Genomic DNA, 21,581 nt, shown 5'->3' on the forward strand with positions numbered 1-21,581 from the left:
GGCATGACCGACGCGATCGAGCAGGTCTGGCCGCAGGCGGTGCATCAGCAGTGCGTCGTGCACCTCGTGCGGGCCAGCCTGCGCTATACGAACCGGAAGGACTGGCAGAAGATCACCCCCGCTCTGCGGGACATCTACACGGCTCCGACCGTCACCGCGGCAGAGGCCCGGTTCGAGGCGTTCGCCGCCGAGTTCGGCGACCAATACCCCGCCGTGATCCGGCTCTGGCGCACCTCCTGGCCGCAGTTCGTGCCGTTCCTGGACTACGACCACGAGGTCCGCAAGGTCCTCTACACCACCAACATCATCGAGTCCCTCAACGCACGGTTCCGGCAGGCCGCCCGCCGGCGGGGGCATTTCCCGACCGAGCAGGCCGCGATGAAGGTCCTCTACCTCGTCGTCCAGCAGAAACGCAAGGGCGGCGGGAGCATCACCGGCCGGGTCTACGGTTGGGCCAAGGCCCTCAACGCCCTTATCCTCGCCTACGGCGACCGGATCGCCATCTAACAATCTCGATCACACCACAGGCCCAAACACGGAAATCGACACACTCCCTCGAAGCCGCTTGACAAACACCTTCACAGATCTTGCAGTTGTTGCCCGTTCATATCAGGGCGGAACCGGCATCTCGGGGGCCGAAAGTGCAAGATCGACGGGGTGGGGAGGGGCGGGAGGGGTGGGTTCTGCCGTGGGCAGATCCGCTCACCGTGAACAGGGCGGGACGGGGTGGGTTCCGTGGGGGAGGGTGGGGCGCATGCGACTGTTGATGCTGGGTGGTACGGGGTTCGTGGGCGGGGCGGTGGTGGCGGAGGCGGTCCGCCGTGGCTGGGCGGTGACCGTCTTCAACCGGGGGGTGAGCGGGGCCGCGCCGGGCGGCGTACACCTGTTGCGGGGGGACCGGGACGCGCCCGGCGGGTTGGCCGCGCTCGCCGGTGGCGAGTGGGATCTGGTGGTGGACACCTGGGACGGCGCGCCCCGGGCGGTCCGGGACGCGGCCCGCGCGGTGGTCGGCGCGGTGCCGCACTACGTCTACGTCTCCAGCGGTTCGGTGTACGCGCCGCCGGTCGGCCTGGGCACCGGGGAGGAGGCACCGACCGTCGTGGCGGAGCCGGACGCGGACTTCGGCGACTACGCGAGCAACAAGGCCGGCGGGGAGCGGGCGGCGGTGGAGGTGTACGGCGACCGGGCGCTCCTGGTGAGGGCCGGTCTGATCCTCGGGCCCGGGGAGGACATCGGACGGTTGCCGTGGTGGCTGCGGCGGGCGGAGCGTGGCGGTGACATGGTGGCTCCCGGCCCGCGTGACCTGCCGGTGCAGTACGTCGACGTCCGCGACCTGACGAACTGGCTGCTGGACCGGGGCGTCGAGGGCGTCGGCGGGGCGTACAACGTGGTCAGTCGCAGCGGGCACACGACGATGGGTGAGCTGCTCGACGCGGTGGTGGCGACGACCGGGTCGACGGCGACGCTGCGCTGGACGGAACCGGCGACGATCCTCGCCGCCGGGGTGGAGCCGTGGAACGACCTGCCGATCTGGATCCCGCGTGGGCACGAGTACCGCTGGTTGCAGGAGCGGGACGTCGAGCGGGCGTACGCGGCGGGGCTGGTCTGCCGACCGGTGGCCGAGACGGTGGCCGACACGTGGCGGTGGCTGCGCGAGGTGGGGCGGGTGCCGGCGCGGGCCGGAAGGCCGGCGCGGGCCCCGGTGGGCCTGGCCCCGGAGCGGGAGGCGGCGTTGCTGGCCGGCCTGCCCGCCTGAGCAGGCGGCGGGAACGAGGTCAGGCCGGCACGACCGGCAGGTCGAGCACCTCGTCGACCGGCCGGCGCGGGGTAGCGCGTCCCGGCTGGCCGTACCCGATCCGCATCACCATCTGCGGGGTGCCGAACCGGCCCAGCGACAGCCGCAGCGCCTCCCGCGCCGCCGGCACCTCGATCGGCTGGGAGAGCATCGACACGCCGAGCCCGGCGTCGGTGGCGGTGAGCAGCACCCGTTGCAGCGCCTGCCCGGCGACGACCTGGTCGGCGCCGGTGTTGCCGGGCGTGCCCAGCACCGCCACCAGCGGCTCCGGCTCGAAGTCGCGGCCGGGGGCGCGGTTGCGACCGCCGAAGCCGCGCTGCGGCAGCAGGTCCTGCGGCTCGCTCTGCGGCCCGCCGGCGGCGGCGGGCACCCCGTCCGGGGCCGGCTCGGAGCGGATCCACTCGACCCGCTCGGCCACGTACGCCGGGTCGCGTTCCAGCACCCGGTGCGCGCTGCGGGCGACCTCGGCGAGCGCGTTGACCGGGCTGGCGCCGATGACCAGCTCCAGCCAGCACTGCTCGGCGCGGGCCGCCTCGCCGAGACGCCAGCGGGCCTCGGCCGGCACCGGGTCCGGCCAGAACGGCGCGCGGTTGCTGAACCGGTGGGCGATCGCCCCGTACAGGCTCTGCTCGGTCGGGGTGGGCCGGCGCGGCACGTCGGGCAGCAGCCGGGCCACCACGTCCGGGTCGGTCGGGTACGGGCGCAGCCGCACGGTTGCCGGGGTGCCCGCCACGGCGAGCGCCAGCCGCAGGTTGAACAGCGCCGCCCCGCAGGCGATCCGGGCGCCCCAGCCGGTCGGATCGGTGGCCGGCAGTCCGCGCAGCGGGTCGACGGCGACCTCGATGCCACCGTCGCGCAGCCGGAACCGCCACGGTTGGGTGTTGTGCAGCGACGGCGCGCGTACCGCGTCGGCGACCGCGGCCCGCAGCTGCCCGACGGTGTATCCGGTGGTCATGGTCGTGCTCCCTCCGTGCGGCGCCCCTCCGGTCGGTCCACCCCCACGGTGCGCCACCGGGACGGGACGCGATCAGGGCCGGAGGTCCCCACCTGGGCGGGTCCGTCCGTCCCGGACCGGCGCGCGACGGACGGGACCTTCGGCCCGTGCGGGGTGCCGGCGCGGCGGGTAGAAAGGACTGATGATCCGGGTGTTCCTGCTCGACGACCACGAGGTCGTCCGTCGTGGCCTGGCCGATCTGCTGACCAGCAGCGGCGACATCGAGGTGGTCGGCGAGTCCGGCCTGGCCCAGGAGGCGACGCGACGGATTCCGGCGCTCCGCCCGGACGTGGCGATCCTCGACGCCCGGCTGCCCGACGGCAACGGCATCGACGTCTGCCGCGACGTCCGCGCGGTGGACTCGTCGATCAAGGGGCTGATCCTCACGTCGTACGAGGACGACGAGGCGTTGTTCGCGGCGATCATGGCCGGCGCGGCCGGCTACGTGCTCAAGCAGATCCGCGGCACCGACCTGGTGGACGCGGTCCGCCGGGTGGCGGCCGGGCAGTCGCTGCTCGACCCGGCGATCACCACCCGGGTGTTGGAGCGCATCCGCAGCGGCGTGGAGCAGCCGCGGGAGCTGAAGTCGCTCACCGAGCAGGAGCGGCGGATCCTGGAGTACGTCGCGGAGGGGCTCACCAACCGCGAGATCGCCGGGAAGATGTTCCTGGCCGAGAAGACGGTGAAGAACTACGTCTCCAGCGTGCTGGCCAAGCTCGGCCTGGAGCGGCGCACCCAGGCCGCGGTGCTGGCCACCCGGTTGCTCGGCAAGCACTGACCTCAGTCGAGCGGGACGGTCCAGCGCAGCTCGGTGCCGTGCGGCTCGACCCGGCGCAGCGTGAACCCGCCGCCGAGCCGTTCCGCCCGCTCGCGCAGGTTGACCAGGCCGCTGCGGGCCGACTCCGGGTCGCAGCCGACCCCGTCGTCGGTGACCGTGACGTCGACCCGGCCGGCGTCGACCGCCACCCGGACCGCCACCCGGTCGGCGTGGGCGTGCCGGACCGCGTTGGAGAGCGCCTCGCGCAGCACGGCGACCAGCTCGGGGCGCAGGTCGTCCGGCACGGCGCTGTCGATCGGGCCGACCAGCTCCAGGTCGGGCCGGTGGCCCAGCGACTCGGCGGCCACCTCTACCGCCTCGCGGATCTCGGTGCGCAGCGCCGCGCTCATCGGCGTGCGCAGCTCGAAGATGGTGCGGCGGATGTCGCGGATGGTGGCGTCCAGGTCGTCGACCGCCTGGTTGATCCGCTTGGCCGTCTCGGGCCGGGCGTTCATCGCCCCGCTCTGCAGTTGCAGGCCGGTGGCGAACAGTCGCTGGATCACCACGTCGTGCAGGTCGCGGGCGATCCGCTCGCGGTCCTCCAGGACCACCAGCAGCTCCCGTTCCTCCTGCCCACGGGCGCGTTCCATGGCCAGCGCGGCCTGGCCGGCGAAGCTGGCGAGCAGCGCGAGGTCGTCGTCGGCGGCCGGGCCGTGGTCGGGCCGGTGCGCGATCACCAGTACGCCGTGCAGCGTGTCACCGGCGGCGAGCGGCGAGACCACGGCCGGGCCGGCGACCACCGGGCGGGGCCAGGGCGCCGCCGCGGCCAGGTCGTCGACCTGCTCGTGGCGGCGTTCGGTGGCCGATCCGGCGAAGCTGGTCTCGGCGGCCGGCAGGACCGCGCCGACCAGCTCCCGGGCGATCGGGTCGGCGCCGTCGACCACCTCGACGGTGAACTGCGCCTCGTCCTCGTCGTAGAGCAGGACCAGCGCCAGCTCCGCCTCGGCGACCTCGCGGGCGCGGCGGGCCACCAGCGACAGCGCGTCGGTGCGGCGCACCTCACCCAGCAGCACCGAGGTGATCTCGGCGGCGGCGGCCAGCCAGCGTTCCCGCCGGTGCGCCAGCGCGTAGAGGCGGGCGTTCTCGATCGCCACGCCGGCCGCGGCGGCGAGCGCGGTCACGATCTCCTCGTCGTCCTCGGTGAACTCGGCGGCGCCCTGCTTCTCGGCCAGGTAGAGGTTGCCCCAGACGTGGTCGCGGATGCGCACCGGCACGCCGAGGAAGCTGTGCATCGGCGGGTGGTGCGGCGGGAAGCCGTAGGACCGGGGGTGGCGGGTGATGTCCGGCATGCGCAGCGGCTTCGGCTCGTCGATGAGCATGCCGAGCACGCCCCGCCCGTGCGGCAGCTCACCGATGCGGGCGTGCAGCTCGGCGTCGATGCCGTGGACGATGAAGTCGTGCAGCATCCGGTCGGGGCCGATCACGCCGAGCGCGCCGTAGCGGGCGCCGGCCAGCTCGCACGCCGACTGCACGATCCGTTGCAGCGTGCTGCGCAGGTCGAGGTCGGAGCCGATGCCGACCACCGCGTCGAGCAGCGCGCGCAGCCGTTCCCGGCTGGTGACCACCTCGCCGACCCGGTCGAGCATCTCCTGGAGCAGCTCGTCGAGGCGGACCCGCGACAGCGGGCTCAGGCCGAGCGACGGCGTGACGTGCTCGTGCCGGGGGTTCGGTGCGGCGGCCACCGGGCGATGCTATCGCCCGGTGGCGCACCGCGACGAGACCCGTCAGGCCGGGTGGTCGCGGACCGCCGAGGTGTCGACGGTCTGCGCGGCGTCCAGCCGGGGGGTGTGCGGCGGGCCGGCGTGCTCCGGGTCGGCCACGCCGAGGCGCATGCTCAGGTAGGGGTGGCCGAGACCGGCCAGCATCTGCCGGAGCACCTCGCGGGTGCCGTCGACCTCCACCACGCCCGAGAGCGGCACCAGGGAGACCCCGTGCCGGGTGGCTTCGAGCCAGGCGGCGGAGAGCGCCTCGCCGGCGCGCAGCCAGCTCTCCGACTCGTCCTCGGAGCCCCAGAGGATGGCGTAGACGGCGGCCTTGTCGTGGCCGGGGCCGATCGGCAGCGAGCCGGGGTGGCCGAAGTCGCGGCCCGGCACGGTGGTCTGCGCCGGCTGGTCGGGCAGCACCTCCGGCGGCAGGCCGGTGCCGGTGCCGGCCCGGTTGATCCAGTAGGCCAGTTCCTCGCGCAGCTCCGGGCTGTCCGCCTCGACGGCGGCGGCCTGCTGCGCGGCGCTGGCCAGCTCGATCTTCTGCATGTCGTCGAGGAGTTGCAGGTTCACGCCCTCACCGGTGGCGGCCCGGTCGATGTCGCCGAGCACGGCGGCGGGGATCGGCTCGTCGCTGACCGGCCGCCGGTCGGTGTGCCGCACCTGCATGCACTGCACCAGGCGCATGGCGTCCGGGTCGGCGCCGGTGTGGCGCAGCCCGGTGAGCCGGGCCATCAGGTCGGGCTGGTGCGGGTCGGGCAGGCGTTCCACCACCGGGGTCCAGCCCTCGGCGGCCAGCGCCAGCCGGGCGTGGTGCAGCGCGGCGCCGCAGCTCACCACCAGCAGCCGGCCCTCCGGGTCCATGGCGCTGAGGTGCCGTTCCTTGACCACGCGCAGTTCCAGCGCGTCGGGCCGGACCGTCCAGTGCCACGGCTGGGTGTTGTGCACCGACGGGGCGTGGCCGGCCGTTCCGGCGGCCTCCGCGAGCGCGGTGGTCAGCGGGCGATCGGTCGCCGGCGTCTCGTGGCTCATCGTCACGACCTTTCCTGTTTCTCCCATCGTGCCCCACGTGCGGGGCGCTCGGGTGGGGTTGCCGCTCCATCCTCGGCCATGCCCGGACGCCTCGCACGGGTCGTTCGACCTTCCGGATTACCCGCAATCGCCCTACCTGCGCCGCTTCCGCACTGAGACGATCCGCACGTGGGGACGGAACCGCGCGAATGCGTACCCGAACGGCCGGCCCGCGCCCGGCGGGCGGTGACCGCCGAGTGGGCGCCGCTGGCGCTGCTCACGGCGGCGGTGCTGGGCGGCGCGGCGCTCCGGGGCGCGGGGGCGCGGGGTGCGGCCGACCTGGTCTGGGCCGCGGTCACCGTGGTCGCGTTGGCGCCGGCCGCCTGGGCCGTGCTGCGCCAGTTGTGGCGCCGGCAGTTCGGCGTGGACGTGATCGCCGTGCTGGCGCTGCTCGGCGCGCTGCTGGTGCGGGAGTACCTGGCCGGGGCCGTGATCGCGCTGATGGTCGCCACCGGGCGGGCGCTGGAGGAGTACGCCCGCCGCCGGGCCACCCGGGACCTGCGGGCGCTGCTGGAACGCGCGCCCCGGCAGGCCCGGCGGCGCACCCCGGACGGCGGAATCGAGGTGGTCGAGCTGGACCGGGTGACGGCCGGTGACCGGCTGCTGGTCGGCCCCGGTGACGTGGTGCCGGTGGACGGGACGGTCGAGGAGGCGGCCACGCTCGACGAGTCGGTGGTGACCGGCGAGTCCCGCCTGGTCGGCCGCGCCGCCGGGGAGCAGGTGGCCAGCGGCGTGGTCAACGCCGGCGCCGCGTTCGGGCTGCGGGCCAGCCGCGAGGCGGCGCAGAGCACGTACGCCGGCATCGTCCGGATGGCCGGCGAGGCCACCGCCCGCAAGGCCCCGATGGTGCGGCTCGCCGACCGGTACGCGGCCGCGTTCGTGCCGTTCACGTTGCTGCTCGCCGGCCTGGCGTGGCTGCTGTCCGGCGAGTTCGTGCGGGCGGTGGCGGTGCTGGTGGTGGCCACCCCGTGCCCGCTGCTGCTGGCCACCCCGATCGCGGTGGTGTCCGGGCTGTCCCGGGTCGCCCGCCGGGGCGTGCTGGTCCGCGACGGCGGCTCGCTGGAGCAGCTCGGCCGCGCCCGTACCCTGCTGCTGGACAAGACCGGCACGCTCACCGCCGGGCGGCCCCGGGCGGCGGAGACCGTGGTGGCGCCGGGCGGCGACCGGGACGAGGTGTTGCGGCTGGCCGCCTCCGTCGAGCAGCTCTCGCCGCACGTGCTGGCCGCCGCGCTGGTCCGGCAGGCCCGCGAGCGGGGGCTGCGGCTGGTCGAGCCGACCGGGGTGACCGAGGAGCCGGGGCGCGGGGTGGCCGGGCGGGTCGACGGCCGCGCGGTCCGGGTCGGCCAGCTCGACGGCGAGCCGCCGCCGTGGGCGGACCGGGTGCGCGAGCGCGCCGAGCTGTCCGGCCGCTCCACGGTCTGGGTCAGCGACGAGCGCGGGCCGCTCGGCGCGATCCTGCTGGAGGACCCGGTGCGCCCGGACGCGCGGCGGACCGTGCGGCGGCTGCGCGAGGCGGGGCTGACCCGGCTGGTCATGGTGACCGGCGACCGGCCGCGCACGGCCCGCCAGGTGGCGCAGGTGGTGGGCGTGGACGACGTGATCGCGCGCTGCTCGCCGGGGGAGAAGGCCGATCGGGTACGCGCCGAGTCGGCGCGGGCGGTGACCGTGATGGTCGGCGACGGGGTCAACGACGCCCCGGCGCTGGCGGAGGCGCACGTCGGCGTGGCGATGGGCCGGACCGGGGCGACCGCCTCCGCCGACGTGGCCGACGCGGTGCTCACCGTGGACCGGCTGGACCGGCTCGCCGACGCCGTCGAGATCGCCCGGTACGCCCGGCGGATCGCGGTGCAGAGCGCCACCGTCGGGATGGGGTTGGCGGTGCTGGCCATGCTGGTGGCCGCCGCCGGCCGGCTGCCCCCGGTCGCCGGCGCGTTCCTCCAGGAGGGCATCGACGTGCTGGTGATCCTCAACGCGTTGCGCGCCCTCGGCGGCGGCCTGCGGCGGCGGGAGGTTCCCCCGCACACCCGGGAGCTGCTCGACCGCTATCAGCGCGAGCACGGCGGGGTACGCGACGTGCTGGCCCGGCTGCGGGACACCGCCGACCTGGTGGCGACCCGCCCGGACGACCCGGCGTGCGGTCCGGCGCTGCGCGACGTGCACCGGCGGCTGACCGAGGAGGTGCTGCCGCACGAGCGGGCCGAGGAGCGGCAGCTCTATCCGGCGCTGGCCGGTCCGCTGGGCAGTGACGAGGCGACCTCGACGATGAGCCGGGCGCACGTGGAGATCGTCCGGCTGGTGGAGCGGATCGGCGGGCACCTGGCGACCCTGGACGGCCGGGTGCCCGCCGACGAGGCGCCCGACCTGCTGTCCGCGCTCTACGGCCTGGACGCCGTGCTGCGCCTGCACCTGGCTCAGGAGGAGGAGGACTACTTCTCTCTCAATCCCGCCGACGGTCCGTCGGAGCGTTAGGAGGGGCCCCCTGTTATGCCGAATGCGTTAACAGGGGGCCCCGCCTTTCACTCGCGGACCACCGCGACGGGGCAGTGGGCGTGCTGGATGAGCTGCTGGCTGACCGAGCCGAGCAGCATGCCGCGCAGGCCGCCCCGGCCCCGGCTGCCGACCACCACGAGCTGCGCCGGCCGGCTCGCCTCCACCAGCAGCGACGCCGCGCTGCCCGGCACCGCCGAGATCTCGATCGGCACGTCGGGGAAGGCCTCCCGCCACTCGGTCAGCTCCGCCTCGACGGCGGTCCGCTCGCTCGCGGCGATGTCCTCCGGGTCGAAGTCCGGCGGCGACCACCTGTCGCCCGGCGGCGACCAGGCCCGCAGCACCCGCAGCGGCACGTCCCGCTGGGCGGCCCGCTCGACGGCGAAGCCGAGCGCCCGCCCCGCCGAGTCGGAGCCGTCCGAGCCGACCACCACCGGCCCGGACGTGGCGGCCTGGCCGTCGCGGACCACCACCACCGGGCAGTGCGCGTGCGCGGTGACCGAGACCGCGGTGGAGCCGGCGAGCAGCCCGCCGAACCCGCCGTGGCCCCGGCTGCCGAGCACCAGCATGCCCGCCTCGGCGGAGCGTTCCTGGAGCACCAACGCCGGTGGGCCGTCGAACACCTCGCCGTGCACGCTGACGCCGGGCCGGTCCGCGGCGGCGTCCGCCGCCGCCCGGCGGACCAGCTCCTCGACCTGCCGCCGGGCGTTCTCGTCCGGCCAGATCCCGGGCGCCACGCCGGGGCCGATCCAGCCCGCGACGGTCAGCCACTCGAAGACGTACGCGAGCCGTACCGGCCGGCCGGAGCGGCCCGCCTCGTCGAGCGCCCAGTCCAGCGCCACCGACGCGTCGGTGGACCCGTCGTAGCCCACCAGGATCTCGTCGTCGCTCATGCGTCACCCTTCAGGGCCGGGTCGGTCTCGCGGATCCACCGCCACTCGGCGACCCGGGGGTCGTCCTCGCCGTGCTCGCGGGTGTAGTCGCGGCAGGCCTGCCGGGTGTCCACCATCTCCTGACGCAGGTGCGCGGCGCGCGAGCGCAGCCCCGGCACCCGGTCGATGGTGTCGATGACCAGGTGGAAGCGGTCCAGGTCGTTGAGCATCACCATGTCGAACGGCGTGGTGGTGGTGCCCTCCTCCTTGTAGCCGCGCACGTGCAGGTTCTCGTGGTTGGCCCGGCGGTAGGTGAGCCGGTGGATCAGCCACGGGTAGCCGTGGTAGGCGAAGATGACCGGCTTGTCGCGGGTGAAGATGGTGTCGAACTCGTTGTCCGGCAGGCCGTGCGGGTGCTCCGAGGGCGGTTGCAGGCGCATCAGGTCGACCACGTTGACCACCCGCACCCTCAGGTCGGGCAGGTGCCGGCGCAGCAGGTCGGCCGCGGCGAGCGTCTCCAGCGTCGGCACGTCGCCGGCGCAGGCGAGCACCACGTCCGGCTCGGCGCCGTCGTCGGTGCTGGCCCAGTCCCAGATGCCCAGGCCGCGGCGGCAGTGCTGGACCGCCTCGGCCATGGTCAACCAGTTGGGCGCCGGCTGCTTCCCGGCCACCACCACGTTGATGTAGTGCCGGCTGCGCAGGCAGTGGTCCATGGTGGAGAGCAGCGTGTTGGCGTCCGGCGGCAGGTAGACCCGGACCACCTCGGCCTTCTTGTTCACCACGTGGTCGATGAAGCCCGGGTCCTGGTGCGAGAAGCCGTTGTGGTCCTGCCGCCAGACGTGGCTGGAGAGCAGGTAGTTCAGCGAGGCGATCGGCTCCCGCCAGGGGATGTGCCGGGTCACCTTGAGCCACTTGGCGTGCTGGTTGACCATCGAGTCGACGATGTGGATGAACGCCTCGTAGCTGGTGAAGATGCCGTGCCGGCCGGTCAGCAGGTAGCCCTCCAGCCAGCCCTCGCAGAGGTGCTCGGAGAGCACCTCCATCACCCGGCCGTCCGGCGAGAGGTGGTCGTCGCCGGGCTCCCGGCGGCCGACGAACGCGCGGTCGGTGACCTCGAACGCGGCGCCCAACCGGTTGGAGGCGACCTCGTCCGGGCCGAACAGGCGGAACGTCTGCGGATTGCGGGTGATCACGTCGCGGACCCACGGGCCGAGCGTGCCGGTCGCGCCGGCCACCGTGGCGCCCGGCTCGTCGACCTCGACGCCGTAGTCGCGGAAGTCGGGCAGGTCCAGGTCACGGAGCAGCTTGCCGCCGTTGGCGACCGGGTTGGCGCTCATCCGCCGGTCGCCGGTGGGCGGCAGCGCGGCCAGCTCGGCGACCGGGCCGCCGGTGGCGTCGAACAGCTCCTCCGGCCGGTAGCTGCGCAGCCAGCGCTCCAGCTCGGCCAGGTGCGCCGGGTTGTCGCGCACCTCGGCGATCGGCACCTGGTGGGCGCGGAACGTGCCCTCGACAGGCTTGCCGTCGACGTCCGCCGGCCCGGTCCAGCCCTTCGGCGTGCGCAGGACGATCATCGGCCAGCGGGGGCGCTCGACCTCGCCGCCGGAGCGGGCCCGGCGCTGGATCTCGGCGATCTCGTCGACCACCCGGTCGAGCGTGGCGGCGAGGATCTGGTGCACGGCGGCAGGGTCGTCGCCCTCGACCACGTACGGCTGGTAGCCGTAGCCGCGCATCAGGTCGAGCAGGTCGTCGGTGGGGATGCGGTCCAGCACGGTCGGGTTGGCGATCTTGTAGCCGTTGAGGTGCAGGATCGGCAGCACCGCGCCGTCGCGCGCCGGGTTGAGAAACACGTTCGACAGCCAGCTCCCGGCCAGCGGGCCGGTCTCCGCCTCGCCGTCGCCGATCACGCAGGCGACCAGCAGGTCCGGGTTGTCGAACGCGGCCCCGTACGCGTGGCTCAGCGCGTATCCCAGCTCGCCGCCCTCGTGGATCGAGCCCGGCACCTCCGGCGCCACGTGGCTGGGGATGCCGCCGGGGAAGGAGAACTGCCGGAACAGCCGCTGCATGCCGGCCTCGTCGCGCGGGATGTGGTGGTACAGCTCGCTGTAGGTGCCCTCCAGCCAGGTGTTGGCGACAAGCGCGGGACCGCCGTGACCGGGGCCGGTGACGAAGATGGCGGACAGGTCCTTCTCGACGATGACCCGGTTGAGGTGGGCGTAGAGCAGGTTGAGGCCGGGGCTGGTGCCCCAGTGCCCCAGCAGGCGCGGCTTGACGTGCTCAGGCTTGAGCGGCTCGCGGAGCAGCGGGTTGTCGAGCAGGTAGATCTGCCCGACGGTCAGGTAGTTCGCCGCCCGCCAGTAGGCGTCCAGCCGGCGCAGCTCGTCGTCGGTCAGGGGGCTGTGCAGGTCCAGCGCGGTGTCCATGCTGCGTTAGCCTCTCGTGGCTCGGGGTCGTCTGCCACTCGGGGAGGAAACCACCGTCCCCGGCGCGTCCACTCTCGCCGCCGCGCGGGGGCGGCGGTCAGGGCCGTAGGTCCCGGGTCGCGCGGGCGTCATGACCCGTCCCCGGCGCCCGGGTCGAGCCCCCGGACGACGATCAGCGGGGCCGGCGAGTGGTAGAGCAGCGCCTGGCTGACCGCGCCCAGGCTGGACTGCACCGGGCCGTCGCCGCGCGCCCCGACCACGGCGAGCTGCGCCGAGCGGGACCGGTCGAGCAGGACGTCGCGGGGGTCGCCGCGTACGGTCCGGCAGTCGGCGGCGACCCGGGGGTGCCGGGCGGCGTGCCGGTTGACCGCCTCCTCCAGCACGCCGTCGTCGCCGTCGCGGCGCTCCGGCTCGACCACCCGGACGGCGAGCAGCCGGGCGCCCCGGCGTTCGGCGCAGTCGAAGGCGTACCCGAGGGTGGCGCGGGAACCGGGCGAGTCGTCCCAGCCGACCAGCAGCGGCCCGGGCGGCGCCGGCTCGGACCGGCCGACGAGGACCGGACAGCCGGCGCGGGCGGCCAGTTCGACCGCCGGCGCGTCGGCCGGTACGCAGGCCGGGCAGGTGGCCATGCCGCCGTCACCGAGCGCGACCAGGAACGCGGTGTCGGCGGCCCGCAGCAGCGCCTCGACGGGTGAGCCCTCCACGATCTCGCCGCTGACCGGCACCTCCGGCGCGGCGTCGGCGACGATCGTGCCGGCGCGTTCCAGCACGCTCTCGGCGTCGATGCGGGTGCCGCCGGCCGGGGCGGGCCCGGAGGTGGCCGCCCAGTTGAACGCGTGCACCAGGTGCAGCGGCCGGCGGTGCGCGGCGGCCTCGGCGGCGGCCGTGCGGACCACCGACAGGGCCTGCGCGGTCCGGCCGACGCCGACCACCACCGCGCCGTGGCTGGGTGCGGCCATGCCGGCTCACCTCCCGACCGCGCTCCTCACCCACGGTAGTCGGGCGGTCGGTCGGCCGGAGCGGGTCAGCGGAACTGGAGGCGGTTGACCGCGTCGAAGAGCCGGGCGCCGAACAGCCGGCGGGTGTGCACCATCGCCCACGCGGCGGCGGTGACCAGGTAGCGGGTGCGCGGGCGGCGGGCGACGACGGCCCGCTCGATCACCCGGGCCACCGCGTCCGCCGGGGCGGCGAGCATCGGGTTGCGGTAGGACTTCGCCATCGACGCGTCCACCGCGGCGACCATCCGGTGGTACGGCCCGGCCGGGTCGGCTGTCGCGCCGAGCGTGGACGCGGCGACCGCGCCGAAGCCGGTGCGGATCAGGCCCGGCTCGATCACCGCCACGTCGATGCCGAACGGGCGGGTCTCCTGGCGCAGCGCGTCGGAGACGGCCTCCACCGCGTACTTGCTGGCGTGGTAGTAGCCGCCGCCGGGGAAGACCAGCCGGCCGCCCATCGAGCTGACGTTGACGATCCGGCCCCGGCCGGCGCGACGCATGCCGGGCAGCACGAGCTGGGTGAGCCGGGCCAGCCCGAAGACGTTCGTCTCGAACTGGGCGCGTACCCGCTCGATCGGGGTCTCCTCGATCGGGCCGTACTCGCCGTAGCCGGCGTTGTTGATCAGCACGTCGACCTGGCCGTGGGCGGCTTCCACGGCCTGCACGGCGGCGCGCATGGACGCCTCGTCGGTGACGTCGAGGGGGAGCAGTTCGGCGCCGGTGTCGGCCAGGTCGGCGATCGCGTCGACCTTGCGCGCGGTCGCGTACACGGTGAGGTCGGGCCGGCGGGCGAGGCGCGCGACGGTGGCCCGGCCGATGCCGGAGGAGGTGCCGGTGATCAGGACGGCGGTCATGCGGGGTCTCCCTGGTGGGGTAGGCCGGCGACGAGCAGCGCGACGCCGTCGCGCAGCCGCTGCCGGGGCAGGTCGGGGTCGGTGAGGTCGGCCTCCAGGCCGCGGGTGAGCGCGACGAGCACGTCGGCCACCACGCGGGCCCGCGGCCCGGCGGCGTCCGCCAGCGTGTCGGCCAGCAGGTCGGTCATCTCGGCGGTGTACGCCTCGACGAGGTCGCCGGTGAGCTTTCCGCTGGCGTCCAGCAGCTCGGTGGCGTGCGGGCTGTCCCGGTGCAGCGTGAGGGTGAGTTCCAGCTTGGCGGCGAGCACGTCGTGCAGCCTGGCGGCCAGGTCGCCGTCGGCGGTGGTGGCGGCGTGGCGGGCCCGGTCGAGCGAGTCGGCGAAGAGCCGCTCGGCCAGCCGCCGGTAGGCGTCGTCCTTGTTGCGCACGTACTGGTAGACCGCCGGCCGGGACATCCCGGCGGCGGCCGCGATGTCGTCCATCGTCGTGCGGCGCATGCCGTGCCGGGTGAAGCAGGCGTACGCGGCGGTCAGGATCGTCTCCAACCGGGCCTCTGACATGCTGACGATTCTTGCACAGAATGTCAGGACGTCGCACGTGGCTCCGGTCACTCCGCCGGGGCGCGGCGGTCAGCGTGGCGCGGGGAGCGCCGGGTGCACGCGCAGCACCACGGCGGTGGCGTTGTCCTCCCCGCCGGCGGCGAGGCTGGCGTCCAGCAGGGCCCGGACGGTGCGCGCCGGGTCGCGCCGGGCGGCCAGCAGGTCCCGCAACCGGTGGTAGCCGAGTTGGTCGCTGACCCCGTCGGTGCAGAGCAGCCAGGTGTCGCCGCGCCGCATCGGGACGCAGAGCAGGTCCGGTTCCGGCCCGTCCGGGTGGCCCACGTAGCGCAGCAACTGGTAGCGGGCCCGGGACGCCTCCGGCGAACCGGCCGCCCACCAGCCGTGCAGCAGGCCGAGCCAGGCCATCGTGTGGTCGACCGTGACCAGTTCCAGCAGTCCCTCGCGCAGCCGGTACGCCCGCGAGTCACCGATCTGCACCAACCAGCCCTGGCCGTCGGTCGGCTCGACCACCAGTGCGGTGAGCGTGCAGCCGGTCAGCCCGGCCAGGCCCGCGCCGGCCCGGCGTACCCGTCGGTGCGCCTCGGTCGTGGCGGCGCGCAGGCCGGCGGCGTCGACGACCGGCCAGGCGGCGCGGACCTGGTCGACGAAGGTGCGCGCCGCGGTCGTGCCGGCCGCCCGGCTGCCCTCGCCCTCGCCCATGCCGTCGCAGACCACGGCCAGCGGCAGCGTCTCGTCGACGTGCAGCACGTCGTAGTTCTCCGGGTAGCGGTGCCCGACCACGCTGCCCCCGGCGATCTCCAGGGTGTGTCGCCCGGCGGTCGGTCGGCGGGCGGCCTCGACCTGCCGGTCCAGCGGACGGCGACGGAACACCTACGGAAAGTAACACCGGCGTGATCTGCCGGTGGGCAGGCGGCGACGTGTCGTCTGTCAACCAGGGTTGACGAATCTGGTCTTGTCAACCTACATTGACAGCATGAGTCATGCGACGGAACTCGCGGCGGCGGCCGGCAGCACCGACCCCAAGGTCGGCCTGCGCGCGGTGCTCGCCCTGCGCCGGCTGCTCGAACGGCTCGAGGTGGTCCAGGTGGACAACGCCCGGCGGCAGGGCTGGTCCTGGCAGGAGATCGCCGACGCGCTCGAGGTCAGCCGGCAGGCGGTCCACAAGAAGCACGCCGGGCGACCGGCGGTGCCCCAGAGCTGGGAGGCGTGATGTTCGAACGATTCACCGACCGGGCCCGAACCGTGGTACGCCACGCGCTGGTCGAGGCCCAGGCCGAGGGCCGGCGTCCGGTCGGCACGGAGCATCTGCTGCTCGGCGTGCTCGCCGACCGCGACAACCTGGCGGTCCGGCTGCTCGCCGCCGACGGGATCGACGCCGACGCCCTGCGCGCGGCGGTTTCCCGGCACACCGCGCAGGGCGTCGACGGGCTCGGCGCGGCGGACGCCGCCGCGCTGCGTGAGATCGGCATCGACCTCGCCGCGATCGTGGCACGCATCGAGGAGTCCTTCGGCCCCGACGCGTTGCGCGAGGCGACGCCGCGCCCGCGCCGTTGGTGGCGCCGCCGGCACGGCACCGGCCGGCTCTCGCCCCGGGCCAAGAAGGTGCTGGAGCTGTCGCTGCGCGAGGCGCTGCGACTGGGCCACCGGCACATCGGCACCGAGCACATCCTGCTCGGCCTGCTCCGCGAGGGCGGCGGCCTGGGCGCGCAGGTGCTCGCCGAGGCCGGCGCGGACCTCGACGACCTGCGCCGGCGGGTCGAGGCGGCGCTGCGCGAGGCGGCCTGACACGGGGTCGCGGATTCAAACCTGTTTGCGGTCCACGCAACCACCCCGCCCGCCGGGTCGCCGCCAGGCTCGACGTGCTGCACACTGACGCCGTGGACGGTGCAGACGACAAGCGCCCGGTGACCGCCGAGAACCGGACCCCGCGCTCCGCCGTGGTGGTCAACCCGGTGAAGGTGGCCGACCTGGACGAGTTCCGGCGGATCGTGGACGGCGCGCTCGACGCGGCCGGCTGGCCCGCCCCGACCTGGCACGAGACCACGGTCGAGGACCCGGGGCGCGGCCAGGCCGAGGAGGCGGTCAAGGCCGGGGCCGAGGTGGTCTTCGCCTGCGGCGGCGACGGCACCGTGATGGCCTGCGTCACCGCGTTGGCCGGCACCGACGTGGCGCTCGCCGTGCTGCCGCAGGGCACCGGCAACCTGCTCGCCGCCAACCTCGGCCTCAGCAACGACCTCGCCGCCGGGCTGGAGGTCGCGGTCGAGCGCGGGATGCGCCGGCTCGACGTCGGCGTGGTCGACGACCAGTGCTTCGCGGTGATGGCCGGGATGGGCTTCGACGCCCAGATGCTCGACTCCACCTCCGAGACCACCAAGAAGCGGATCGGCTGGCCGGCCTACCTGGTCGGCGCCGCCCGCCACCTGCGGGACCGGCCGATGCGCGTCTCGGTGCGCATCGACGGCCGGCCGCCGCTGCGCCGCCGCGCCCGCTCGGTGCTGATCGCCAACGTCGGTCGCCTCCAGGGCGGGGTGCGCCTGCTCACCGACGCCGAGCCCGACGACGGCTGGCTCGACGTGGCGGTGCTGACCCCGCGCACGATCGGCCACTGGCTCGCCATGGGCTGGGCGCTGGTCCGCCGCACCGGCAGCGTGCCCCGGATGGAGGTGTTCCGGGCCCGCACCGTCGAGATCGCCAGCAACCGGGCCCAGCCCCGCCAGCTCGACGGCGACCTCATCGAGCCGGGGCGCTCACTCACCGCCACCATCCGGCCCGAGTCGCTCTGGCTCTGCGTGCCGCAGCCGGAGGACCACCCCGACCTCGCCGAGGACGCCAAGGCCGCCGCCGAGCGCGGTGAGCAACTGGTCGAGGAGGTGCGCCGTGAGTAGCACCAAGCTCGTCCCCGAGACGCGGCTGATGACCCAGAACGAGCTGTCCGCCGACGACGCCTGGCACACCCTGCGCCGGCACGGCGGCTGGTGCCTGCTGCGGGACGCCTTCATCCGGTTCCGCTACGGCGACGGCTTCAGTCACTCCCGGGCCCTGGCGTTGCAGCTCTGCCTGGCCGTGGTGCCGTTCCTGATCGCGCTCACCGGCCTGATCACCGATCTCGGCGCGGACGAGGGCGGCAAGGTCGTCGCCGACACGGTGCTGGCGATCACGCCGGGCCAGAGCGAGACGGTGGTGCAGGAGCTGCTTACCGACTCCGACCGCTCGGAGGACGCCGGCGAGCTGGCGCTGACGCTCGGCCTCATCACCGGGCTGGTCGCGTTGACCACCACGATGGCCCAGATCGAGCGGGGCGCCAACCGGATCTACGGGGTCGAGCGGGACCGCCCGGCGTTCCCCAAGTACGTGCGCGCCGCCGTCCTCGCGCTTGTCGCCGGCGTGCCCGCGCTGACCGGGTTCCTGATCCTGGTCGGCGGCGGCGCGATGGGTGACTCGGTGCGCGCACACTACGAGTGGGGCGACCTCGCGACGGTGGTGTGGGACGTGATCCGCTGGCCGCTGAGCCTCGGCCTGACCGTGCTCGCCGTCGCGGCGCTGTTCCGGCACGCGCCGCGCCGCAAGCAGCCCGGTCTGTCCTGGCTCTTCTTCGGTGCCGGCATCGCCATCGCCATCTGGTGGGTGGCCAGCCTGCTGCTCGCCGCGTACGTCAAGTACAGCGGCGGGTTCGGCCAGACCTACGGCGCGCTCACCGGCATGATGGCGCTGCTGCTCTGGGCCAACCTCACCGGGATGGCGCTCTTCGGCGGGCTGGCCTTCGCCGCCCAGTTGGAGGCGATGCGGATCGGCGTGGAGGAGCCGGCCCAGCCGGACCTGTGGGAGCCGGAGGCGCAGCGCCAGGAGCTGCTGGACACCGGCGAGATGACCGCTCTCTGACGCCGCGCCGACGCGGCGTGTGAGAGCCACGCCGATCGGGTACAGCGCGCCTCGCAGAAGAAAAGGGAGGTGCGGTGTGACCGCGGTCAAGGAATCCGGGCGCCGGCCGCTCGGCCACTTCGCCGAGCGGAGCCTGGTCGGGCTGCTCGCGGTGGCCGGCGCGGGCGTCGCGTTCGGCGTGCTGCTGATGCTCGTCCGGTTCCGCTGGAGCCCGCTGCAACACGCCGACCACGAGGCGGCCGAGTGGTTCAACAACCTCGTGGCCCCGCACGGTCCGCTGGTCACCGTGCTCCAGGCGATCACCGACCTGGGCGGCCGGCCGGTGCTGATCTGGCTGATCACCATCGCGGTGGTGGGCCTGCTGATCCGCCGCCAGTCCCGGCTGGCGGTCTACCTGATCGCCACCGGTGTGGGCGGGCTGATCCTCGACCCGTCGCTCAAGGCGCTGGTCGGGCGGCTGCGCCCGGTGGTGGACGTGCCGATCGCCAGCGCGCCCGGCAACAGCTTCCCCAGCGGCCACGCGCTCGGCTCGTTCGTCGCGTACGGCGCGCTGCTGCTGGTGTTCCTGCCCGCCATGGCGCCGCGCTGGCGCAAGCCGGCCATCGCCATCGCCGCCGTGCTGATCTTCCTGGTCGGGCTGACCCGGATCGCGCTGGGCGTGCACTTCGTCTCCGACGTGCTGGGCGGCTGGCTGCTCGGCGCGGCCTGGCTGGGCGTCACCGCGTACGCCTTCCGGCTGTGGCGGCGCGAGCGCGGCCGGCCGGTCCCGCCGCTGACCGAGGGCCTGGAGCCTGAGGCGGGCGAGGAGATCGCCCTGGCCCCGGACGAGGAGAAGGTGCTGGAGCACCCCCGCTCGTCGGTGGCCGAGCTGCTGGTCGGCTGGGTGATCGTCTTCGGCGCGCTGTACGCGTTCGGCATGTACGTCAGCTACCACGCCAAGGGCACGGTCTTCGACTGGCTCGACACCGAGGTGCCGCGCTGGTTCGCCGCCCGGCACACCGACACGCTCACCGACCTGAGCTGGTGGTGGAGCAAGTTCGGCGACACCCACGCCATCCTGCTGGTCTCGCTGGTGTTCTGCCCGATCGTGCTGGCCGTGTGGCGGCGCTGGCGGCCGGTGCTGTTCGTGGTGCTGGCCATGTTCGGCGAGCTGAGCCTCTTCCTGGCCAGCGCGCGGGTCGTGGAGCGGCCCCGCCCGCCGGTGGAGAACCTGGACGGGCAGATGCCCACCTCGTCGTTCCCGTCCGGGCACATCGCGGCGACCATCTGCCTCTGGGTGGCCATGGCGATCATCGTGTTCCCGCGCACCGACAGGTGGTGGCGGTGGCTGTTCGTGGCGATGGCGGTGATCATGCCGGTCGGCGTGGCCACCTCCCGGATGTACCGGGGCATGCACCACCCGACCGACTTCATGGGCGCGATCATCCTCGGCACGCTCTGGCTGTCGCTGCTCTGGTGGGTGGTCCGGCCGAACGCCGACGTGGCGCAGGGCAACCAGCCGGAGATCGAGTCCGAGCAGGTCGACGAGCTGGACGACGAGCTGGCCAAGGCCGGCCGGCCGGAATGACCCGATGCTGCGGGTGATGACCTGGAACATCCGCACCGGCGGTCGGGACCGAGACGGCACCGACCGCCGGGACCGGATCCTCTCGGTCGTCACCGCGCAGCGCCCGGACGTGCTGGCCCTGCAGGAGTTGCGCGGGCTGGACCGCACGCTGGGCGCGCTGGCGCGGCGGGCCGGGCTGACGCCCTATCTGGGCCGGTCCTGGTTCGGCCAGTCGGTGGCGGTGCTGGTCCGCCCGCCGCTTCGGGTGCTGGCCGCCGGGTCGGTACGCAGACCGTTCCACCACGCCGCCGCCCGGGTGCGGATCGCCACGCCGGCCGGACCGCTGACCGTGGTGAGCACCCACCTGAACCCGTACTCGGGTTGGCGGCGGCGGATCGAGGCGGGCTGGCTGGCGGCCGCGATGCGGCGCGGCGGGGGAGACCTGGCGCTGCTCGTCGGGGACCTGAACACCCTGGAGCCGGCCGTCGACCACGCCGAGCGGCTGGCCGGGCTGGCCGCCGCGTACCGGCGCCGGCACCTGCGTCGCGATGGGCTCACCGTGGACACCCGCGCGGTGGCCCGGCTGCTCGACGGCGGTCTGGTCGACCTCTGGCCGCGCACGGGCGGCGACGGACCCGGCGGGCTGACCGTGCCGACCCGGTACGGCGGCGCGGAGTTCGCCGGGATGCGGCTGGATTACCTGCTCGCCACGCCGGCGCTGGCCGACCGGGTACGCGCGGTGCGGGTGATCCGCGGCGGCGACGCGGACACCGCCTCCGACCACTATCCGGTCCTGGCCGAGCTGGACGTCGACGCCTAGGCCAGGTCGGACACCACGATCGCCACGAAGATCAGGATTACCAGCTCGCTGATGATCCAGGAGTGCGCGTTGGACCAGTCCCGGATCCTCGGCAGCAGCCGCTCGGCGCGACCGCCCAGCAGCACCAGCGCGAGCAGCGGGAGCGCCAGCAGCAGCACGGTGAGGACCAGGAACGGCAGCAGGTGCCACCACGGCCTGTCGTGCCCGGCCAGACTGCCGGCGACCGACGCCATGGTGACCTCGTCGCTGGGCATGGCGAGGAAGAGCAGCACGCCGAGACCGAACGCGAACGCGGGCCGCGGGTCCTCCAGCTTGCGCATCCAGCCCGGCGGCTGGTTCCGCCCGCGCCTGACGAACGTGATCACCATGAGCACCAGCAGCAGCGCCAGCACGATCCAGTCGATCAGGTGCCGGCTGCCGCTGTCCTTCGTGCCGTTGCCTGCGGCGTGGCGCACCACGCGGAACACCGCGTACCAGACGGTCAGCGGGATCAGCGTGCCCAGCGCCGCGCCCGCGAGATAGGCCACCGAGCTGCGCCGCGGGTCGCGGCTGGCGGCCAGGAAGACCGCGCTGATGAGCTGCGGCCCGGCGATCATCACCAGCGTCAGCGGCAGCACGGTCAGCAGGTTCATGCGCTCATTGTGTTGCCGCCGGGGCGGCCGGGCGGCCGGTTCTAGAGGATCAGGTTGAGCAGCACGGTCAGCACCACCGACGCCACGATCGAGAAGAGGATCATCAGGAGGCAGCCGAACCCGCCACCGGCGGGCC

20 protein-coding genes are annotated in these 21,581 nt (G+C 74.4%); 10 read left to right on the top strand and 10 right to left on the bottom strand.

What is annotated here, in order from left to right; translation table 11 throughout:
* Together ACIA5A_RS27450 and ACIA5A_RS27455 are read left to right on the top strand one after the other, a co-directional pair.
* Positions 1-507: transposase (locus tag ACIA5A_RS27450; RefSeq protein ID WP_396767323.1), on the top strand; the 507-nt coding region annotated here is incomplete at its 5' end.
* A 247-nt stretch (positions 508-754) separates the two neighbouring features.
* Complete coding sequence (locus ACIA5A_RS27455; RefSeq protein WP_396767324.1) at positions 755-1,756, top strand: NAD-dependent epimerase/dehydratase family protein; 1,002 nt, start codon at positions 755-757, stop codon at positions 1,754-1,756.
* Positions 1,757-1,775: 19 nt separating this feature from the next.
* Here the strand turns inward: ACIA5A_RS27455 and ACIA5A_RS27460 are convergent, their stop codons facing one another.
* Positions 1,776-2,750 (bottom strand): Acg family FMN-binding oxidoreductase, encoded by a 975-nt coding sequence (locus ACIA5A_RS27460; protein WP_396767325.1) that lies wholly within the window; start codon positions 2,748-2,750, stop codon positions 1,776-1,778.
* A 181-nt stretch (positions 2,751-2,931) separates the two neighbouring features.
* Here ACIA5A_RS27460 and ACIA5A_RS27465 point away from each other — a divergent pair, with 181 nt between their 5' ends.
* Positions 2,932-3,567, top strand: coding sequence for a response regulator (locus tag ACIA5A_RS27465; RefSeq protein ID WP_396767326.1), 636 nt, complete (start codon positions 2,932-2,934; stop codon positions 3,565-3,567).
* 2 nt (positions 3,568-3,569) lie between these two features.
* On the opposite strand, the gene ACIA5A_RS27470 is transcribed toward ACIA5A_RS27465, so the two are convergent.
* Together ACIA5A_RS27470 and ACIA5A_RS27475 are read right to left on the bottom strand one after the other, a co-directional pair.
* Positions 3,570-5,237: a GAF domain-containing sensor histidine kinase gene (locus tag ACIA5A_RS27470; protein ID WP_396767373.1), complete on the bottom strand. Its 1,668-nt coding sequence runs from the start codon at positions 5,235-5,237 to the stop codon at positions 3,570-3,572.
* A 93-nt stretch (positions 5,238-5,330) separates the two neighbouring features.
* Positions 5,331-6,341 (bottom strand): Acg family FMN-binding oxidoreductase, encoded by a 1,011-nt coding sequence (locus tag ACIA5A_RS27475; protein WP_396767327.1) that lies wholly within the window; start codon positions 6,339-6,341, stop codon positions 5,331-5,333.
* Between the two features lie 168 nt (positions 6,342-6,509).
* Here ACIA5A_RS27475 and ACIA5A_RS27480 point away from each other — a divergent pair, with 168 nt between their 5' ends.
* Positions 6,510-8,849, top strand: coding sequence for a heavy metal translocating P-type ATPase (locus ACIA5A_RS27480; protein WP_396767328.1), 2,340 nt, complete (start codon positions 6,510-6,512; stop codon positions 8,847-8,849).
* 47 nt (positions 8,850-8,896) lie between these two features.
* Here ACIA5A_RS27480 and ACIA5A_RS27485 read toward each other — a convergent pair whose 3' ends face one another.
* From ACIA5A_RS27485 to ACIA5A_RS27510, 6 genes are all read right to left on the bottom strand, one after another.
* Complete coding sequence (locus tag ACIA5A_RS27485; RefSeq protein ID WP_396767329.1) at positions 8,897-9,760, bottom strand: universal stress protein; 864 nt, start codon at positions 9,758-9,760, stop codon at positions 8,897-8,899.
* Positions 9,757-12,159 carry a phosphoketolase gene (locus ACIA5A_RS27490; protein WP_396767330.1) on the bottom strand — a complete coding sequence of 801 codons (2,403 nt, stop codon included), beginning with the start codon at positions 12,157-12,159 and terminating at the stop codon, positions 9,757-9,759. Before ACIA5A_RS27490 ends, ACIA5A_RS27485 begins: the two co-directional genes overlap by 4 nt.
* Before the next feature lie 128 nt (positions 12,160-12,287).
* Positions 12,288-13,118 (bottom strand): universal stress protein, encoded by an 831-nt coding sequence (locus ACIA5A_RS27495; RefSeq protein WP_396767331.1) that lies wholly within the window; start codon positions 13,116-13,118, stop codon positions 12,288-12,290.
* A gap of 65 nt (positions 13,119-13,183) precedes the next feature.
* Complete coding sequence (locus ACIA5A_RS27500) at positions 13,184-14,008, bottom strand: oxidoreductase (protein WP_396767332.1); 825 nt, start codon at positions 14,006-14,008, stop codon at positions 13,184-13,186.
* Complete coding sequence (locus ACIA5A_RS27505; RefSeq protein ID WP_396767333.1) at positions 14,005-14,568, bottom strand: TetR/AcrR family transcriptional regulator; 564 nt, start codon at positions 14,566-14,568, stop codon at positions 14,005-14,007. The genes ACIA5A_RS27500 and ACIA5A_RS27505 overlap by 4 nt, the downstream gene beginning before the upstream one ends.
* A gap of 69 nt (positions 14,569-14,637) precedes the next feature.
* Complete coding sequence (locus ACIA5A_RS27510; RefSeq protein ID WP_396767334.1) at positions 14,638-15,438, bottom strand: PP2C family protein-serine/threonine phosphatase; 801 nt, start codon at positions 15,436-15,438, stop codon at positions 14,638-14,640.
* Positions 15,439-15,541: 103 nt separating this feature from the next.
* Here ACIA5A_RS27510 and ACIA5A_RS27515 point away from each other — a divergent pair, with 103 nt between their 5' ends.
* The 6 genes from ACIA5A_RS27515 to ACIA5A_RS27540 all read left to right on the top strand — a co-directional run bounded on the left by ACIA5A_RS27515 (position 15,542) and on the right by ACIA5A_RS27540 (position 20,813).
* A complete protein-coding gene (locus ACIA5A_RS27515; protein ID WP_396767335.1) occupies positions 15,542-15,778 on the top strand; it encodes a helix-turn-helix domain-containing protein in 237 nt (78 codons plus the stop codon).
* The gene (locus ACIA5A_RS27520; RefSeq protein WP_396767336.1) at positions 15,778-16,353 is read left to right on the top strand and encodes a Clp protease N-terminal domain-containing protein; all 576 of its coding nucleotides are present in this window, start codon (positions 15,778-15,780) and stop codon (positions 16,351-16,353) included. Before ACIA5A_RS27515 ends, ACIA5A_RS27520 begins: the two co-directional genes overlap by 1 nt.
* A gap of 92 nt (positions 16,354-16,445) precedes the next feature.
* Positions 16,446-17,453, top strand: coding sequence for a diacylglycerol/lipid kinase family protein (locus ACIA5A_RS27525; RefSeq protein ID WP_396767337.1), 1,008 nt, complete (start codon positions 16,446-16,448; stop codon positions 17,451-17,453).
* A complete protein-coding gene (locus tag ACIA5A_RS27530; protein ID WP_396767338.1) occupies positions 17,446-18,447 on the top strand; it encodes a YihY/virulence factor BrkB family protein in 1,002 nt (333 codons plus the stop codon). Before ACIA5A_RS27525 ends, ACIA5A_RS27530 begins: the two co-directional genes overlap by 8 nt.
* 76 nt (positions 18,448-18,523) lie before the next feature.
* Entirely contained in the window at positions 18,524-20,014 is a 1,491-nt protein-coding gene (locus tag ACIA5A_RS27535; RefSeq protein ID WP_396767339.1) for a phosphatase PAP2 family protein, read from the top strand.
* A gap of 4 nt (positions 20,015-20,018) precedes the next feature.
* Entirely contained in the window at positions 20,019-20,813 is a 795-nt protein-coding gene (locus ACIA5A_RS27540; RefSeq protein WP_396767340.1) for an endonuclease/exonuclease/phosphatase family protein, read from the top strand.
* Here the strand turns inward: ACIA5A_RS27540 and ACIA5A_RS27545 are convergent.
* Positions 20,810-21,445, bottom strand: a complete 636-nt coding sequence (locus tag ACIA5A_RS27545; RefSeq protein WP_396767341.1) for a GAP family protein — start codon at positions 21,443-21,445, stop codon at positions 20,810-20,812. The two genes, ACIA5A_RS27540 and ACIA5A_RS27545, sit on opposite strands and share 4 nt — an antisense overlap.
* Positions 21,446-21,581 lie beyond the last annotated feature (136 nt).

The sequence above is a fragment of the Micromonospora sp. NPDC051300 genome (assembly GCF_044455315.1).
Classification (GTDB): Bacteria; Actinomycetota; Actinomycetes; order Mycobacteriales; family Micromonosporaceae; genus Micromonospora; species Micromonospora robiginosa.

Bases quoted from the DNA above. Each gene is read 5' to 3' on its own strand.
- ACIA5A_RS27455 (WP_396767324.1), top strand. From the start codon at position 755: ATGCGACTGTTGATGCTGGGTGGTACGGGGTTCGTGGGCGGGGCGGTG.
- ACIA5A_RS27460 (WP_396767325.1), bottom strand. From the start codon at position 2,750: ATGACCACCGGATACACCGTCGGGCAGCTGCGGGCCGCGGTCGCCGAC.
- ACIA5A_RS27465 (WP_396767326.1), top strand. From the start codon at position 2,932: ATGATCCGGGTGTTCCTGCTCGACGACCACGAGGTCGTCCGTCGTGGC.
- ACIA5A_RS27475 (WP_396767327.1), bottom strand. From the start codon at position 6,341: ATGAGCCACGAGACGCCGGCGACCGATCGCCCGCTGACCACCGCGCTC.
- ACIA5A_RS27485 (WP_396767329.1), bottom strand. From the start codon at position 9,760: ATGAGCGACGACGAGATCCTGGTGGGCTACGACGGGTCCACCGACGCG.
- ACIA5A_RS27490 (WP_396767330.1), bottom strand. From the start codon at position 12,159: ATGGACACCGCGCTGGACCTGCACAGCCCCCTGACCGACGACGAGCTG.
- ACIA5A_RS27495 (WP_396767331.1), bottom strand. From the start codon at position 13,118: ATGGCCGCACCCAGCCACGGCGCGGTGGTGGTCGGCGTCGGCCGGACC.
- ACIA5A_RS27500 (WP_396767332.1), bottom strand. From the start codon at position 14,008: ATGACCGCCGTCCTGATCACCGGCACCTCCTCCGGCATCGGCCGGGCC.
- ACIA5A_RS27505 (WP_396767333.1), bottom strand. From the start codon at position 14,568: ATGTCAGAGGCCCGGTTGGAGACGATCCTGACCGCCGCGTACGCCTGC.
- ACIA5A_RS27515 (WP_396767335.1), top strand. From the start codon at position 15,542: ATGAGTCATGCGACGGAACTCGCGGCGGCGGCCGGCAGCACCGACCCC.
- ACIA5A_RS27520 (WP_396767336.1), top strand. From the start codon at position 15,778: ATGTTCGAACGATTCACCGACCGGGCCCGAACCGTGGTACGCCACGCG.
- ACIA5A_RS27540 (WP_396767340.1), top strand. From the start codon at position 20,019: ATGCTGCGGGTGATGACCTGGAACATCCGCACCGGCGGTCGGGACCGA.
- ACIA5A_RS27545 (WP_396767341.1), bottom strand. From the start codon at position 21,445: ATGAACCTGCTGACCGTGCTGCCGCTGACGCTGGTGATGATCGCCGGG.